Source organism: Roseobacter sp. YIN89 (genome assembly GCF_057219365.1).
The window spans coordinates 1,082,467-1,096,874 of sequence record NZ_JBXVVD010000001.1; the positions used below are offsets into that span (position 1 = coordinate 1,082,467).

Consider the following 14,408-nt stretch of genomic DNA (forward strand, 5'->3'; position numbering starts at 1 on the left):
GCTTACACCGTGTCCAGATAGATCGTCACCTGTTCCGAAGCATCCAGTTCCTGCATGTAGTGCAGTTCCTGCTTTTTTGTGAGCACGAAGTTTCGGATTAGCTCGGCTGGAAATATCCGTGCGACCTCCGCGCTGTCTGCGAAGGCGTCGATGGCTTCTTGCCAGGTGGCGGGGATTTGCGGCAGCTCATGTGTGTACGCGTTGCCTGTGATGGGCGAGGGCGGTTCTTTTCCGTCTTCGATTCCATTCAGTGCTGCACCAAGAATGGCAGCCACCACAAGGTAGGGGTTCACATCACCGCCCGCGACACGGTGTTCGATCCGACGAGCGACCGGGTTACCTGACGGGATACGGATTGCGGAAGTGCGGTTTTCATATGCCCAGCAGATGCCCGTGGGCGCGTGGCTTCCCGGCACCATCCGGTCAAAACTGTTGGCGTGCGGGGCAAAGACGAGCGCTGAACCGGGCATGGCCGCAAGGCATCCCGCCACGGCATGACGCAAGACGCCAGTGCCTTTTTCGCTCCCGTCGTCAAAGACATTTTTGCCATTTTTATCGAGCACAGAGAAATGCATGTGCAGCCCGGAGCCCGCGTAATCCGCATAGGGTTTTGCCATGAAACTGGCGGCAAAGCCGTGTTTTCGCGCCATGCCTTTGACCAGCATCTTGAACAGCCAAGCATCGTCAGCTGCGCGCAGGGCATCGTCGCAATGCATCAGGTTGATTTCGAATTGACCCAAACCCGCCTCTGAAATCGACGTATCTGCCGGAATGTCCATTTCTTCGCAGGCGTCGTAAAGATCGGTGAAAAAGGTGTCGAACTGGTCGAGAGCGCGCAGGCTGAGAATTTCTCCGGCGACGCGACGCTTGCCGGATCGCGGCGAGGGGGGAACCTGAAGTTTGCGACCGGAGTCGTCGATCAGGAAGAATTCCAACTCGACAGCACATACAGGCGTCAAGCCACGTGCCTTGTAGCGGTCGAGCACGGCCCTCAGAGCATGCCGTGGATCGCCGTCATAAGGGCGCCCGTCTTCGTGGAACATCCAGATCGGCAAAAGAGCTGTGGGTGCGTCCAGCCAAGGCATTGGCATGAAACCGCGTTCTGTTGGTTTCAAAACGCCGTCCCTGTCTCCGGTTTCGTAAACCAAGGGACTGTCGTCGATATCTTCCCCCCAGATATCGAGGTTTAGAACTGACATCGGAAAGCGTGTGCCGTCTTCGACCACTTTTTCGGCAAAACGGGAAGGCATGCGTTTGCCACGGGCCTGTCCGTTCAGGTCAGCGGCGGCCACACGGATAGTGCGGACCTGTGGGTTCTTGCGAAGCCAGTTTTTCATAAATCACCAGAGCCGGGAGCGCCGTCACCGCGGGCGTGCGGCGATATCGTTATCAGCGCCCCAAAAATTTGATCAAATTAGGGATACTACCGGATCAGGTTCGGGCGCAACCTCATTTTCTGCTTTGCATTTTGCGGCAGATGACGGTTTAGGCGCGCATTCACAATGCCGAACAGGCTGATGACGACAAGGGTCAGAAGGATAAAGTAAAAAGCCAGAATGGGGTAAGGGACGAATGGGTTGAACGTCTTATCCGCAAAATAGTTCGCGTAGTAGAGCGCATCACCCCTTTGCTGCCATGCCGGAAAGCCGGAAAAGAACACCAGTGCGGTCGCATGGAACAGAAAAATGGCCTCGTTGGTGTAGGCGGGCCATCCCAGTCTGAGCATTGTTGGCCAGATCACCCGCTTGAAACGGGACCAGCCTGTCATGCCATAGGCGTCTGCTGCTTCGATGTCGCCCTTCGGGATGGACTGCAACGCGCCGTAAAAGATCTCTGCGGAATAGGCTGATGTGTTGAGAAAAAGAACAATCAACGCGCCCAGCCATGCGGCGGTAAACGGGTCAAAGAAGGGATAAACGCTCTTGAGATTGAGAAACAGAAAATAGCCGAAAAAGAACTGAATAAAGAGCGGAGAGCCGCGAAATACAAAAATGAACCATTCCGAAGGTTTGCGCACCCACCTGTTAGTGGATGCTTTGCCAACCGCGAGCGCGGTGGCGAAGAAAAAACCAAGAATCAGAGCGACGACGCCAAAGTAGATGTTCCAGATCATCCCTGATCCGATCAGCGTGAACTGCTGGCACAGCGTGAAGTCTTCGCGGGGTAAGAGCCGTTCTCCGATGCCAACGGCGCGCAACGCGTAGTCTTGGATGGTGATTAGGCAACTCATGCAGCCGCCTTTCGCTGAGCTTCTCCGGCGGCAGTTGCTTGCCCGTGCGTAAGACGGGCCATGACCCTGTCCAGCACGATTTCAGAGATACGGGTGAAAAACAGGTAAAAAACCAAGAGGGCAAGGAAATACCACATCCGCCAGTCACCATGGGGGTAATCGGTAAAGCGTGGCGTCTTGGTGCCGCCGAGTTCGCGCGCCCAGTAAACGATGTCTTCGACCCCCAGCAGGAAAAGCAGCGGGGTCGCCTTGATCAGCACCATCCACAAATTCGACAAGCCGGGCAGTGCGTAAACCCACATCTGTGGTACCAGCACGCGCCAGAACGTCTGCCTTGTGTTCATGCCGTAAGCTTCGGCGGTTTCCAGTTGCGCCCGGGGCACCGCACGCATTGCACCAAAGAGCACATTGGCCGCGAAAGCCCCAAAGACGATGGCAAAGGTCAGAACGGCCAGCGCAAAACCATAGGACTCATGCACCCACTGCGGCGCTTCGCCCAGCGGCATCTTGGCGGCCTGACAGACAACAAAGTCGTTACCCTGACGTATCGGGTCCGTCCAGTCTGGGCACAGCGTCTTGTGGCGCAGGTATTCAATGCCCTGATCAAGTGCAATGACGAAAAATAGAAAAAATGCGATATCGGGAACACCGCGTACGATGGCGATATAGCTTTTGCCGAACCACCGCAGCGGCGCGATCGATGAGCGGGCTGCCGTTGCTCCGCCAAAACCGAATGCCAGTGCTGTGGGCGCAGTGACGGCCAGCAGCAATAGTACGGTGAACACCGAATAGTACAGCGACATGTGCTTGGTGGTGGTCAGATAGCAAGCCATCCACTGCCAGTCAGACAGGACGCTGGGATCTGTGCAAAAGCTGAAAATAGCCGGGCCGCCTGTAAAAAATCAAATGAACGGGAAAGGCAGTGCTGCCTTCCCCTGAATTGTACGTGCGATTAGAAACCGTCGCCGATTTCCCATTTGGCGATCAGCGCGTTCAGCGAGCCGTCTTCCTTCATGGAAGTAATAGCTGCGTTGAACTTCTCTTTCAGTTCGGTGTCGCTTTCGCGCAGGCCAAGACCGATGCCGCCGCCGATCAGCTCTTCTTGTTCGAGCATCATCAGATCAGCATCCGCTTCGGCGATCGGCGTCAAAAACGCCTTGTCTGCAAGAACCGCATCTGCCTCGCCGTTTTTCACAGCAGCGATGGTTTCTTCTGGCGTGGCGAACTCAACCAGCGTCGCGCCGGATTCTGCGATGAATGCCGCTTGGATCGTGTTGGCCTGAGCCGCAAGAACCCCGCCCTTGAGATCGACATTCGCAGAGGCCGCGACGTAGGCGGATGGGTCAGGCAGAGTGTAGTTTTGCGTGAAATCAATGACTTCGTCACGCTCGTCCGTGATCGACATGCCTGCGATGATGGTGTCGTAGTTGCCGGACACGAGGTTGGGGATGATGCTGTCCCATTCGTTGGTTACCCATTCGCAGGTCAGCTCGGCACGCTTGCACAGTTCATCGCCTAGTTCGCGCTCGAACCCGTCTACTTCACCTGCGTCGTTGATAAAGTTGTAAGGAGGGTAGGCGCCTTCTGTACCCATGCGAACAGTTTTCGCGTGGCCATCGGCCATAGCCATACCAGCGGTCATTGCGATCGCGGCGGTGGTCAAAAGAATGTTTTTCATTTTGGTTTCTCCCAGGTCTTTTTTCTTTTGGGTGGTTTACGCGGCGTGAGTTGCAGAAAGGAACCCGCGCAGTCGCTCTGATTTGGGCGCGCCGAAGAGTGTATCTGGCGGCCCCTGTTCTTCGATGAGGCCCTGATGCAAAAAGATAACGTGGTCTGATACGTCGGCGGCCAGTTTCATATCATGGGTCACGATCAGCATCGTGCGCCCTTCGGCGGCAAGGTCCTTGATTACCTTTACCACTTCTTGTTCCAATTCCGGGTCGAGCGCTGATGTCGGCTCGTCAAACAAAAGCGCCTCAGGCTCCATGCAAAGGCCGCGCGCGATTGCCGCCCGTTGCTGCTGTCCGCCGGAAAGCTGTGCGGGGTAGACGTCGCACTTGTCTCCAATCCCCACCTTGTCGAGATAAGCACGTGCAGCTTTTTCGACCTCGGCGCGGTCGCGTTTCAAAACGGTCAGCGGCGCTTCCATCACGTTTTGCAGGATAGTCATGTGTGACCATAGATTAAACTGCTGGAACACCATGCTGAGATTGGTCCGGATGCGCATGACCTGAGCCGCATCCGCAGGGCGGCGAGCGTGACCCTCACCCTTCCAGATTACCGGCTCCCCTTTGAAAAGTATCTCACCCTGTTGGCTGTCCTCGAGCAGATTGCAGCACCGCAGCAGGGTTGATTTGCCGGAGCCGGACGAGCCGATCAGCGAAATCACATGCCCTTTGGGGGCGCTGACTGAAACGCCTTTGATGACCTCCAGCGCGCCATAGGCTTTGTGCAGGTCCTTAATTTCGATAACGGGGGCTTGTGCGTTCACGGGCACCGTCTCTTGCTTGTTTCGCAAGGTATAAAGAGCGAGTTTCACAGGTTTTGCAACGAGGAAAGCGTGGCTGGCCAGATGACGCAAGGGAATTTGACCGAATTTGCGGCAGCAATTGTTCGCGTCGTCAGGAGGGCGAGGGGACGCGTAGGTACTCCTCTGCCGATAGATCAACAAGCCCATTCAGCATCAGGCAGGCGCGGTCTGCCTCCGACAAAGCGGCAATGGCTTGACGCACTGCCCGGCGCAACGGCAACGGGTCCTGTTGGGGCCCCGTGATATACGGCAAACCCGGCGTAGGGCTGGTGTATTCCAACACGCGCAACCCCGCTACGCGTGCGGGCGTGTCGCGCAGCAACAACGCCCAGGTAACTGCGTCCAGGGCTGCCACATCAGCGCGACCCTGTAAGACGGCATCGGCAGAAGCAGCATGTGCGCCAGTATCGACGACCGTGCCACGAAATCCGCCGGATTGCGCAAAGTGCTGCCAAGGCGCGGCCCAGCCTGATTGCGAACGACGGTCGTTGCGCGCCAATCGCGCTGTTGCATATGCGGACAATGCCTCTCGTGCGTCGTCGGATCGTACAACAATGCAAGAGCAGTAGTAACCGGGCGGGCAGTCTTTCACGCCGTAGTCCGGCGTGCCAATGAGCGAGACCTTACCGTACAGGCCGGTGCGGAAGGGCATGCCGCAGGTTTGCGAAAAGAGCATCTGCGGGGCAAGCCATGTATCGTGCGGGTCGCTCGTGCGGTCCAACTGGGTCCGGGGCAGGCCAGCTTCGTCGCAAATCGCATCCCAAAGCCGGTCGTTCGCCGCACGCGTTGCCGGCGTGTCATACATCGGCAAGCTGGCGATCATGCGCCGTCGCTGATGCCTTGCCGCGCGAGGTTACTATCGCGGTCACTGACACCCAGAAAGTTTGATGCCATTCGCACCAACGCGTCTTCCTCTTGCGCGCGGCTGCCATCGGCTAACACCACTTCCCACATCGCTTTGACAACTGACAGGCGCTCCTCATAAGGAACGGCATCCTTTATCGCGCGGGTAAACCTCACCGTATCGGGTGCTTCAGCTTCCAAAGCTTCCGCTTCTTCACGCAAAGCGCCGACTGCGCCGGGACCCAAGCCGTATCGGCGCGCGGTGATCTTGTCGATACGCGCTTTTTCACCCGCAGAATAATCGTTGTCTGCCCGTGCGATGCGTACCAGCAGAGCGGTCAGTGCGAGACGCGCGTCTTCATCGGGAAGCGCGTCGCTTTCAGGCTGCGTGAGCCTTTTCAGTAAATCACCAAACATGGTTTGGATATAGTGGCGCCTTGTGGCGAAGCCAAGCTTACTTTGCGCCAAGCGCCGACGCGCGGGCAGCCTGAATGTCTTCGTCCGTCAATCCGAGCGCCACCTCGATGCTCATCAGCATTAATTCTTCGGCCTCGTCCCGCGCACCGTCGGCGAGCGCGACAGACCACATCGCATCTGCCAGCGCCTTGCGGTGCTGATAGTCCACCTCTTCGCGCAGAATTCGGGCAAACTCTGGTGTGCCGGGTGCATCACGCTCCAGTGCCTCGCAGGTGGCGCGCAATTTTGCGGCCTCAATCGGTTTAAGATCGAAAGTCGCTGCCAAAATACGGTCGATTTGCCCGATTTCCGAGGCTTGGTAGTCGTGATCGGCAAAAGCCACCCGAACCAGCAAAGCCCCCAGCGCCAGTTGCGCATCCGGTTGCGGGAGCGGTTTGCGTTCTTTCGGGCGGCGGGAAAAAAGGCGGTCGAACATGGGGTCAGCTTACTTCTCTGGCGCGGTCAAATCGGATGTTATCGATGGCAAGCCCTTGCGGGTCTGTGTTGGTCAGCACGACGCCTGCAATGTCATTCGCGCCGTTGGCGCGCAGAAACCCATAGGCGTGTTCTCGCGCAGGCGGCAGGTCCAGCGTGCTGAGCACGGTGCCATCGCGCGCCAGAAAGCGGACCTGCGCGATGCCTGCTTCGCCGCCGCGTAGCTGGAATGACAACGCTGACTGGTCTTCGTCAAAAAGAAATGCGATCGCGCCCTCACCTTGCGCATTCCGGCGCGGGTAGCCCGCCACGCCATAACCGTTCAGCACATTGTTGCCGTTGAAATACACGACCGACAGGTTTTGTCCGCGGTCGCCGGGCATCACTGTCAGTGGTGGCAGAGCGGTGCCGTCCACAACATCATGATCGCCGGAAGACGTCACGCTCTGGCCGGCGAACCGTTCACCGAAAACGGCGCCTTCAAGCACCAACAGGTCACCGATCTGGTGGCCCGGTCCTGCGCTGGATTGTGTGTCGTCAAACGTTATGACACGCGTCAGCCCCAAAGACTGCGGGTCAACAACGCATACTGCCGTTTCGCAGGCGCTGGCCGCTTGGGAAAACATCAAAAATGCAAAGCACAAATGAGTACGCATAGTGCCACTTTGCCATGCTGTGCGAGGATGTCAAAGCGCCTTGAACGCCTCGCCCACGCGCGCGGCTTCCTTTGCCAATCCGTAAGGCGGATTGATGACAAAAAGACCCGAACCAATCATCCCGTGACCGTCGCGCGCTGGCGGAAAAGCGACCTCGTGGCAGAACCCGTCTGTGTGCGCATTTTTCAGACGCTGAAGCATCCGGTGGTGCGCGCTGACCTTCAACAAAGGGTACCAAAGGCAGATGACTCCGACATTCCATGCGCGCGCAATTTTGTTGATGTGATTTGGTATGTCTTCGTAGTCGGTCTTGATCTCGTAGCTCGGATCGATCAGCAGCATCCCGCGGCGCGGATCAGGCGGGCAAAGCGAATGGGCAAGTTCAAATCCATCTCGGTTGTAGCACTTGGCGCGGAACGGTGACATCGACAGTTCCAATGCCGCATGTTCGCCCTTGTGCAATTCGGCAAGATGTAGGCGGTCGTCCGGACGCAGTAATGATGCAGCAATATATGGAGAGCCGGGGTATGCCTGCGCGCCATGCGCGCGCCGTACTTGGTCTAAAACATCCGAGTAGGGGTGGTCGGGCGGCGACAATTCCAGCTTTCGACCAATGCCACGCGCGGCTTCGCCCGTTTTCAGTGCTGCCGGGTCGTCAAGATCGTATAGCGCCCGCCCCGCATGCGTCTCGATGTAGCTCAATGGCTTGTCTTTGCGGGTCAGATAGCTGAGCATCCATGCAAGAAGCGTATGCTTGTGGACGTCGGCCAGATTTCCGGCGTGGTAGATGTGTTGGTAGCTCAGCATATACTCACCTTTAGCTGACTTACCCGAACACGCAACGGGAAAGGGCGTTGTGGCTGCCGAACGCTGACGGGCACTATGGTGATGTCAAATCAGGATTATCAACTTTGAAAGGCAGGTTCGTCGCGGTGCGGGGAACAAATAATCCATCGGCACCAGTGATCCTGCCACTTGTATTGCTATTTTCCGCCCGTTTCCCTAAACGTCGCAGCACGCGCGGCAGGATCGCCGCGCGACGGAGATTTTATGTTAGAGCTTGCGGCACGCCGCTAAGGTCCACGCAAACCGGGCCGACCTGAATCAAACTCCCTCCCGCGCGTGATGCCGGGAGCGGTAGCGGCTGACTAAAATCCGAAAGACACTCCATTGAATATCTCAAAACACGAACAGCGTGTTTTGCACGTCTTGGCACAAGGCGGGTCAATCCATTTTGACCGGCTGCCAAGCGGCAAGATCGCGCATGTATGCTGCTACAACCGCGATGGTTACGTACTGACCGACTGCAAACTTTCCGTATTCGATCGGCTCAAAAAGCGGCGCTTCATAAAATCCGTAAGCGGAAAGCCTTACCGTGTGACGCGGTTGGGGTTGCGGTCCGTGAACGCACAACTCGACAACAGATAGGGTACCTAACATGACAAAGATACGATTTACCAATCAAGCTGACACAGATGCTTTGGCCGATGTAGCAGAGGCTGCGGGCATTTTTCCGGGCACCATGCTGCCGGATATGCTGGGCCCCTATTTGGCGGGCGAACAAAGCGGGTTCTGGCTGACCTGCGAGATTGATGGCTCGCCATCGGGGTTCGTTTACACACAACAGGAACCGATGGCCGATGGGACATGGAACATGCTGGCGCTGGCAGTGCACCCAAGCGCTCACCGACAGGGGCAGGGGCGCGCCTTGGTGCACGCCGTTGAGGAGGAATTGCGGCGCCGACAGGCGCGTCTGGTGATCGTGGATACCTCCAGTACCGGCGGCTATGCCATGGCTCGCGCCTTCTACCATGCATTAGGATACGGGGCAGAGGCTCGTATCCGCGACTATTGGGACACGGGCGACCACAAGATCACTTTTCGCAAGCCGCTGTGAGGCTGCGGCGCGGGTCATCCCGCGCCGTGACCGTTCTCCAGAAAGGCAATCTCTTCCGCGCTTGCAAGTTCGGATATCCGCGCCGAATACGCCGCAACTTCCGTATCGCTGAGCCTGCCTTTCCACTTCTGACTGGACGCCGAGTCAAAGAACTTATGCTCTTGATGAAAGGCACTTTGCGTGGCGGGTGTGTTGTTGTCCCGCGTTGTCTGCTTCATAGACCCAAATGAAGCAGCCTTAGCAATGCCGTCCACGAGTTCATCCGTTACCGGTACGCCTATCGCCCGAGCGTATGCGCGGATATGACCGGTAAGATCACGCGTGAGATCTGCATAGTGGAAGACAAACACATTCGGCAGATGCGCCCATTCCGCAAAACTGCGATAATGTACCAGCAGGGATGCAAGGGTCAGGTCGTCTGTACCTGTCTCGGTGGATGGGCTCTCCAGAAAACGGGCAAATGCGGCCCCCGGTTCTGGCGGTGCCAGAAAGTCCAGAAAATCATACTTCATGTTGGCGATGTGCTTCAGAAGCGAAAAATGCACATCAATCGGATGGCGATAGACGCTGATGTAGATCATGTCCTCGCGGTAAGGGATGCCGTCAAATGGCGTATGCGATTTGATGCAGCGTTGGTGCTCTTGCGCGTTCAGCATTGCGATCAGATCGTCAGAAGCCCGAAAACCGCAGTCTAGCCACACGGAATCGCGCCAGACCATGCGGTCGCTGATTGCCTTCCCGTGTATCAGCATCATGATGATCGCTTGGGACCACGTTGTGCCGCACTTCGGCGGTGTACTCAGGACAATGTCGCGCGGCCGGGTTTCAAAATCGTTCCACGGACGCGTGTCTGTAATGGGGCCTAGATAGTCTCGGCAGCGGGCAGGCAAATCAGACATGGGCTTATCCTAAAAGGTTAAGATACCGCGATTTTCCTGTCTGGCAAATGTCTGTGCCTGCGCCAGATTTGCGCCGCAATCCAAAGCCGCATTAAGTCTCACGACACTACCTTGGATAGAAAATTAGCTGGTCGATAGGCAGATGCGCACTACGGTTAAGGCTCCGCTCGGTCGGATACGGCGTTGGAAAGTGTGGCGCTCTCCGGCTGGCACAGTTCAGTATTAGGAGGAGAATATGGTTAAATTCAAAACACGCCGTGCGATGAGCTTTGCCGCGCTACTGGTCAGTGGAACGGCGCAGATGGTGTCGCCTGCGTTGGCGCAAGACGGCATGAACACAACAAGTCTTCAACACGAAATCGTGCTGGACGGATTGGATAGCCCGTGGGACATGGCATTTCTTGAATATGGCACAATGCTGTTCACTGAAAAATGCGACGGGCTGTCGGTGCGACTACCGGATGGCACCGTTAATGCGCTTTATGGCATGGGCGGGGTTGAAGGATAGGCATCAAACGGGATGACCTCTTTTGCGAGGGGCAGGCCGGCATGATGGGTGTCGCATTTGATCCCGGTTTTTCGGATAACCGGCGGATATATGTGTATTCCACCTCCAAAATGACGGACCCGAACACAAACCGGTTGATGCGTTTCGTCGTAAATGACGATTTTACAGGCGTCACAGAGCGGACCGACATTATTGATGACGTGCCTTACAAAATGGCAGATTCCGATCATCCATTTGGTGGCCCGGGCGCGCACAACGGGGGCCGCGTCCGCTTTAGCGAGGATGGCGCGCTGTGGTTGACCACGGGCGACAACCACAACAGCGAGGTGCCGCAAAGCCCGACAATAATGGGGTCCAAGGTGATCCGCATCGACACGGTTGGCAACGCACATCCTGACAACTCTCCACCCGAAGGATTTGACAAACGCACCTACACATATGGGCACCGAAACGTACAAGGCATCGCGTTTCACCCCGAAACGGGGGCGGCGATCACCGCTGAGCATGGACCTTGGCACTCGGACGAGATCACCATACTGGAAAATGGCGGCAATGCCGGATGAGATCCGCGCCCGAATATGGCAGGTCGTGAAGACTGCCCGGATGACTATTGCGGGTATAGCCCAACCAGTCCGAAGGGATGAACCGCTATGAGCGCGCGGCCTACATGCCGATGACGGATTTTGACACATACCCCGACGCGATGGCACCAATCTGGAAAAACAACGGCTGGTCGCAGGGAATGTCTTCTGCTGCTTTCCTTGAGGGCGACGCATGGGGTGACTGGGATGGTGCAATGGTCGTCGGCATTATGGGCATCGGTTTCGGCGGAACGCCGATTGGTCAGCGAATTGACGTGATCCAGTTGAACGAAGAAGGCACTGACGTGGCGGATGTCACAGAGATGACGTTGCCGATGGAATCCGGTCGCTTTCGGTCTGTGGTCATGGGGCCTGACGGCAGCCTATATACCGCGATTGATGAAGGTGTGATCTACAGGCTCACACCCGGTCAGTAAAAAGTATCGGTGCGCAGGGATCGACCTGCGCGCCGTGTCTTCTCGGCTGACCAGCCGTTGCGGGATTTCAAACAGGTGATCTTCTAGGCGCGCCGGCAGTGTTTCTGAGGTGCAGTGTCTTGCCGCTGCCCGACATGGTCGCGTTGCCGCGTACAAGGACGCCGTTGACAAAAATCCGGCGCACGGCTGGAGCCACTGGAAGACCTGTACAGCACTGCAGTAGCGTTTCCGATCCTTGCCACCCGTGTGGGGCAATCCTGCAAAACGCGCGCAGTGCACGTCGCACGTAGTCTCAAACTTTCCAGTGGGTGCGGCTTTGGCGGCATTTGTAACTTCTGCGCTGGCGTTACATGTCGTCACGACTGTCGCAAGGGCCAAAAGGGCCGCCTTGTTAGCCTTAAAAGCGATACGGCAGCGAAATTTCCGCCAAGCATCACCGGATTTGCAAAATGCGCCGTGTTGTTAAACCAGCCTGCTGATTTCCTTGGCCGCGCGCACGAAACCTTCGAAAAGCGGGTGGGGATCAAACGGCTTTGATTTCAGCTCGGGATGGAATTGCACCCCGATGAACCAAGGGTGATCCGGCCATTCGACGATTTCGGGGAGCGAGCCATCAGGGGACATGCCGGAGAAACACAAGCCGGCGGCCTCAAGCTGATCGCGATACTTGATATCGACTTCGTAGCGGTGACGGTGCCGTTCGTCGATGGCGGTTGTTCCATAGACTTCGGCAACTTTTGAACCCTCGGCCAGCACAGCATCGTAGGCCCCCAAACGCATGGTGCCTCCCTTGTCGTCCTCGACCTTGCGGGACACCTTGGCATTTCCCTGAACCCACTCTTTCAAATGGTATACCACCGGCTCAAAACGTTTCTTTCCGGCCTCGTGATCGAATTCCTCCGATCCGGCGGTTTTTATATTTGCGACGTTGCGCGCAGCCTCGATCACCGCCATTTGCATTCCAAGGCAAATGCCCAGATAGGGGACGTTGTTTTCTCGGGCGTATTGCGCGGCCTTTATCTTGCCTTCGGTGCCTCGCTCGCCGAAACCGCCGGGAACAAGGATGGCGTGAAAACCTTCGAGATGCGGCGCGACATCCTCAGTGTCAAAAATTTCCGCGTCCACCCATTCGACCTTGACCTTCACCCGATTGGCCATGCCGCCATGCGTCAGTGCCTCTGCGATGGATTTGTAAGCGTCCTCAAGCTGCGTGTATTTGCCGACGATGGCGACCTTGACCTCGCCTTCCGGGTTGTGAACCCGATCGGAAACATCCTGCCATACCGAGAGGTCAGGGCGCGGTGCCGGCGAGATTTCAAACGCGTCTAAAACAGCCTGATCCAAGCCCTGTTCATGATAAGCCAGTGGCGCGTCGTAAATTGTCTTCAGATCATAGGCGGCGACAACCGCTTCTGCGCGGACATTGCAGAACAGCGCAATTTTCTCGCGCTCTTTTTCGGGGATCGGTTGTTCAGAGCGGCAAACAAGGATGTCAGGGGCGATACCGATGGATTGCAATTCCTTGACGGAGTGTTGCGTGGGTTTGGTTTTCAACTCACCACTGGCGGCGAGATAAGGCAGCAACGTCAAATGCATAAAAATGCATTGGCCGCGCGGTTTGTCGTGGCTGAACTGTCGGATGGCTTCGAAAAATGGCAGGCCTTCAATATCGCCAACCGTCCCGCCGATTTCACACAACATGAAATCGACCTCGTCTTCGCCGATCTTGAGGAACTCCTTGATCTCGTTCGTTACATGCGGAACGACCTGAATGGTTTTGCCGAGATAGTCGCCGCGCCGCTCCTTTTCCAAAACGGTCGAATAAATTCGTCCGGAGGATACGGAATCGGTCATGCGCGCGGGCACACCGGTAAAGCGTTCGTAGTGCCCAAGGTCGAGGTCTGTCTCGGCCCCGTCGTCTGTCACGAAAACCTCGCCGTGTTCAAAGGGCGACATGGTACCGGGATCAACGTTGAGATAGGGGTCCAGCTTGCGCAAGCGAACCGAAAAGCCCCGCGCCTGCAACAGCGCGCCCAGAGCAGCGGACGCAAGACCCTTGCCAAGGCTGGAAACCACACCGCCGGTGATGAAAATATAACGTGCCATGTTGCTTGCTGCTCCCCCGTCGTGCCGGTGCGGAGCGACATGGCTCCGCTTTGTTGCGCTGCGCAATATCACAGCACCACGGGATTTAAGTTTATCAGGATTCGGAGAGATAAGGCAAGCCCGCCCGCAACATGATGTTGCAGAAATTGGCCCTGCCTCAAAGTGTTGTGGTTATACTTAGTCCAGCGTTGGAACTAGTGGGGCGTTGTCATCCGAAGATGGCGGCAAGAGCAGTTCACCCTCCGGTGCTGCCGGCACCAGCGGGTCATCCGATGCCGGCGGGGTCACGCCAAGCCGGTCGACGACAGAAGTACCGGATGCGTTCTCTGCTGCGAAAATAGTCAACGTCATCGAAGTGCAAATGAACGCGATTGCAAGCAACCAAGTCAGTTTGCCCAGCGCTGTGGCAGCAGCGCGTCCCGACACAGCGCCGCCACCGCCGCCGCCCATACCAAGGCCACCGCCTTCGGAGCGCTGCAACAACACCACACCAATTAGGCCAAGGGCCAGGATGAGGTGGATAATCAGGACGACGTTTTCCATGGAAACCTACGGGTTGATTTTGCTTTGGTGGTATCTAGGCAAGTTTATCGGCCCCCGCAAGGGAGGAATACGCATCTGCGCATGTCGCGTAGAGTCGGAAAACAAGGGCATCTGTGCGACGAGCAAAGACCGTTGCGCAAAGCAACGGTCTTGTGAAGCAGGTTGTTCTCGCGCATGCTCTAAGAGGGTTATCCTGGAATTGAGGCGCTGTAGCTGTGCTTCTAAAAGCACTATATCACAAATCCTCGTTTTTTGCTGCGATTGTTTTTATGGAATTCCGCGGCCTT

Annotated in this window: 18 protein-coding genes; 5 read left to right on the forward strand and 13 right to left on the reverse strand. The window is 56.8% G+C overall.

Going from position 1 to position 14,408, the window contains the following annotated elements:
• Nucleotides 1-2: 2 nt before the first annotated feature.
• The 10 genes from AC2D8V_RS05395 to AC2D8V_RS05440 form a co-directional block, all read right to left on the reverse strand.
• A complete protein-coding gene (locus AC2D8V_RS05395) occupies nt 3-1,337 on the reverse strand; it encodes a glutamine synthetase family protein (RefSeq protein ID WP_484732487.1) in 1,335 nt (444 codons plus the stop codon).
• An 86-nt stretch (nt 1,338-1,423) separates the two neighbouring features.
• Nucleotides 1,424-2,230, reverse strand: coding sequence for an ABC transporter permease (locus AC2D8V_RS05400; RefSeq protein WP_484732488.1), 807 nt, complete (start codon nt 2,228-2,230; stop codon nt 1,424-1,426).
• Complete coding sequence (locus AC2D8V_RS05405) at nt 2,227-3,111, reverse strand: ABC transporter permease (protein ID WP_484732663.1); 885 nt, start codon at nt 3,109-3,111, stop codon at nt 2,227-2,229. Before AC2D8V_RS05405 ends, AC2D8V_RS05400 begins: the two co-directional genes overlap by 4 nt.
• Nucleotides 3,112-3,182: 71 nt before the next feature.
• Nucleotides 3,183-3,908 carry a transporter substrate-binding domain-containing protein gene (locus AC2D8V_RS05410; RefSeq protein WP_484732489.1) on the reverse strand — a complete coding sequence of 242 codons (726 nt, stop codon included), beginning with the start codon at nt 3,906-3,908 and terminating at the stop codon, nt 3,183-3,185.
• 36 nt (nt 3,909-3,944) lie between these two features.
• Nucleotides 3,945-4,721: an ABC transporter ATP-binding protein gene (locus tag AC2D8V_RS05415; protein ID WP_484732664.1), complete on the reverse strand. Its 777-nt coding sequence runs from the start codon at nt 4,719-4,721 to the stop codon at nt 3,945-3,947.
• 130 nt (nt 4,722-4,851) lie between these two features.
• A complete protein-coding gene (locus AC2D8V_RS05420; protein ID WP_484732490.1) occupies nt 4,852-5,583 on the reverse strand; it encodes a phosphate/phosphite/phosphonate ABC transporter substrate-binding protein in 732 nt (243 codons plus the stop codon).
• Nucleotides 5,580-6,020 carry a tellurite resistance TerB family protein gene (locus AC2D8V_RS05425; protein ID WP_484732491.1) on the reverse strand — a complete coding sequence of 147 codons (441 nt, stop codon included), beginning with the start codon at nt 6,018-6,020 and terminating at the stop codon, nt 5,580-5,582. Before AC2D8V_RS05425 ends, AC2D8V_RS05420 begins: the two co-directional genes overlap by 4 nt.
• Before the next feature lie 37 nt (nt 6,021-6,057).
• On the reverse strand, nt 6,058-6,495 hold the full coding sequence (locus AC2D8V_RS05430; RefSeq protein ID WP_484732492.1) for a tellurite resistance TerB family protein: 438 nt from the start codon (nt 6,493-6,495) through the stop codon (nt 6,058-6,060).
• Nucleotides 6,496-6,499: 4 nt separating this feature from the next.
• Entirely contained in the window at nt 6,500-7,150 is a 651-nt protein-coding gene (locus AC2D8V_RS05435; RefSeq protein ID WP_484732493.1) for a hypothetical protein, read from the reverse strand.
• 30 nt (nt 7,151-7,180) lie between these two features.
• Nucleotides 7,181-7,957 (reverse strand): 23S rRNA (adenine(2030)-N(6))-methyltransferase RlmJ, encoded by a 777-nt coding sequence (locus AC2D8V_RS05440; protein WP_484732494.1) that lies wholly within the window; start codon nt 7,955-7,957, stop codon nt 7,181-7,183.
• Between the two features lie 402 nt (nt 7,958-8,359).
• Between AC2D8V_RS05440 and AC2D8V_RS05445 the strand changes: the two genes are divergently transcribed.
• Together AC2D8V_RS05445 and AC2D8V_RS05450 are read left to right on the forward strand one after the other, a co-directional pair.
• Complete coding sequence (locus AC2D8V_RS05445) at nt 8,360-8,578, forward strand: YjhX family toxin (protein WP_484732665.1); 219 nt, start codon at nt 8,360-8,362, stop codon at nt 8,576-8,578.
• A gap of 10 nt (nt 8,579-8,588) precedes the next feature.
• On the forward strand, nt 8,589-9,047 hold the full coding sequence (locus AC2D8V_RS05450) for a GNAT family N-acetyltransferase (protein ID WP_484732495.1): 459 nt from the start codon (nt 8,589-8,591) through the stop codon (nt 9,045-9,047).
• A gap of 14 nt (nt 9,048-9,061) precedes the next feature.
• Here AC2D8V_RS05450 and AC2D8V_RS05455 read toward each other — a convergent pair whose 3' ends face one another.
• Nucleotides 9,062-9,946: a sulfotransferase domain-containing protein gene (locus tag AC2D8V_RS05455; protein WP_484732496.1), complete on the reverse strand. Its 885-nt coding sequence runs from the start codon at nt 9,944-9,946 to the stop codon at nt 9,062-9,064.
• Nucleotides 9,947-10,181: 235 nt separating this feature from the next.
• Between AC2D8V_RS05455 and AC2D8V_RS05460 the strand changes: the two genes are divergently transcribed.
• From AC2D8V_RS05460 to AC2D8V_RS05470, 3 genes are all read left to right on the forward strand, one after another.
• Nucleotides 10,182-10,454: a hypothetical protein gene (locus AC2D8V_RS05460; protein WP_484732497.1), complete on the forward strand. Its 273-nt coding sequence runs from the start codon at nt 10,182-10,184 to the stop codon at nt 10,452-10,454.
• 41 nt (nt 10,455-10,495) lie between these two features.
• Nucleotides 10,496-11,017, forward strand: a complete 522-nt coding sequence (locus tag AC2D8V_RS05465; protein WP_484732498.1) for a PQQ-dependent sugar dehydrogenase — start codon at nt 10,496-10,498, stop codon at nt 11,015-11,017.
• A 77-nt stretch (nt 11,018-11,094) separates the two neighbouring features.
• A complete protein-coding gene (locus AC2D8V_RS05470) occupies nt 11,095-11,472 on the forward strand; it encodes a PQQ-dependent sugar dehydrogenase (RefSeq protein ID WP_484732499.1) in 378 nt (125 codons plus the stop codon).
• Nucleotides 11,473-11,934: 462 nt separating this feature from the next.
• Here the strand turns inward: AC2D8V_RS05470 and pyrG are convergent, their stop codons facing one another.
• Nucleotides 11,935-13,578, reverse strand: a complete 1,644-nt coding sequence (pyrG, locus tag AC2D8V_RS05475; RefSeq protein ID WP_484732500.1) for a CTP synthase — start codon at nt 13,576-13,578, stop codon at nt 11,935-11,937.
• 177 nt (nt 13,579-13,755) lie between these two features.
• Nucleotides 13,756-14,121, reverse strand: a complete 366-nt coding sequence (gene secG, locus AC2D8V_RS05480) for a preprotein translocase subunit SecG (protein WP_484732501.1) — start codon at nt 14,119-14,121, stop codon at nt 13,756-13,758.
• Between the last annotated feature and the right edge of the window lie 287 nt (nt 14,122-14,408).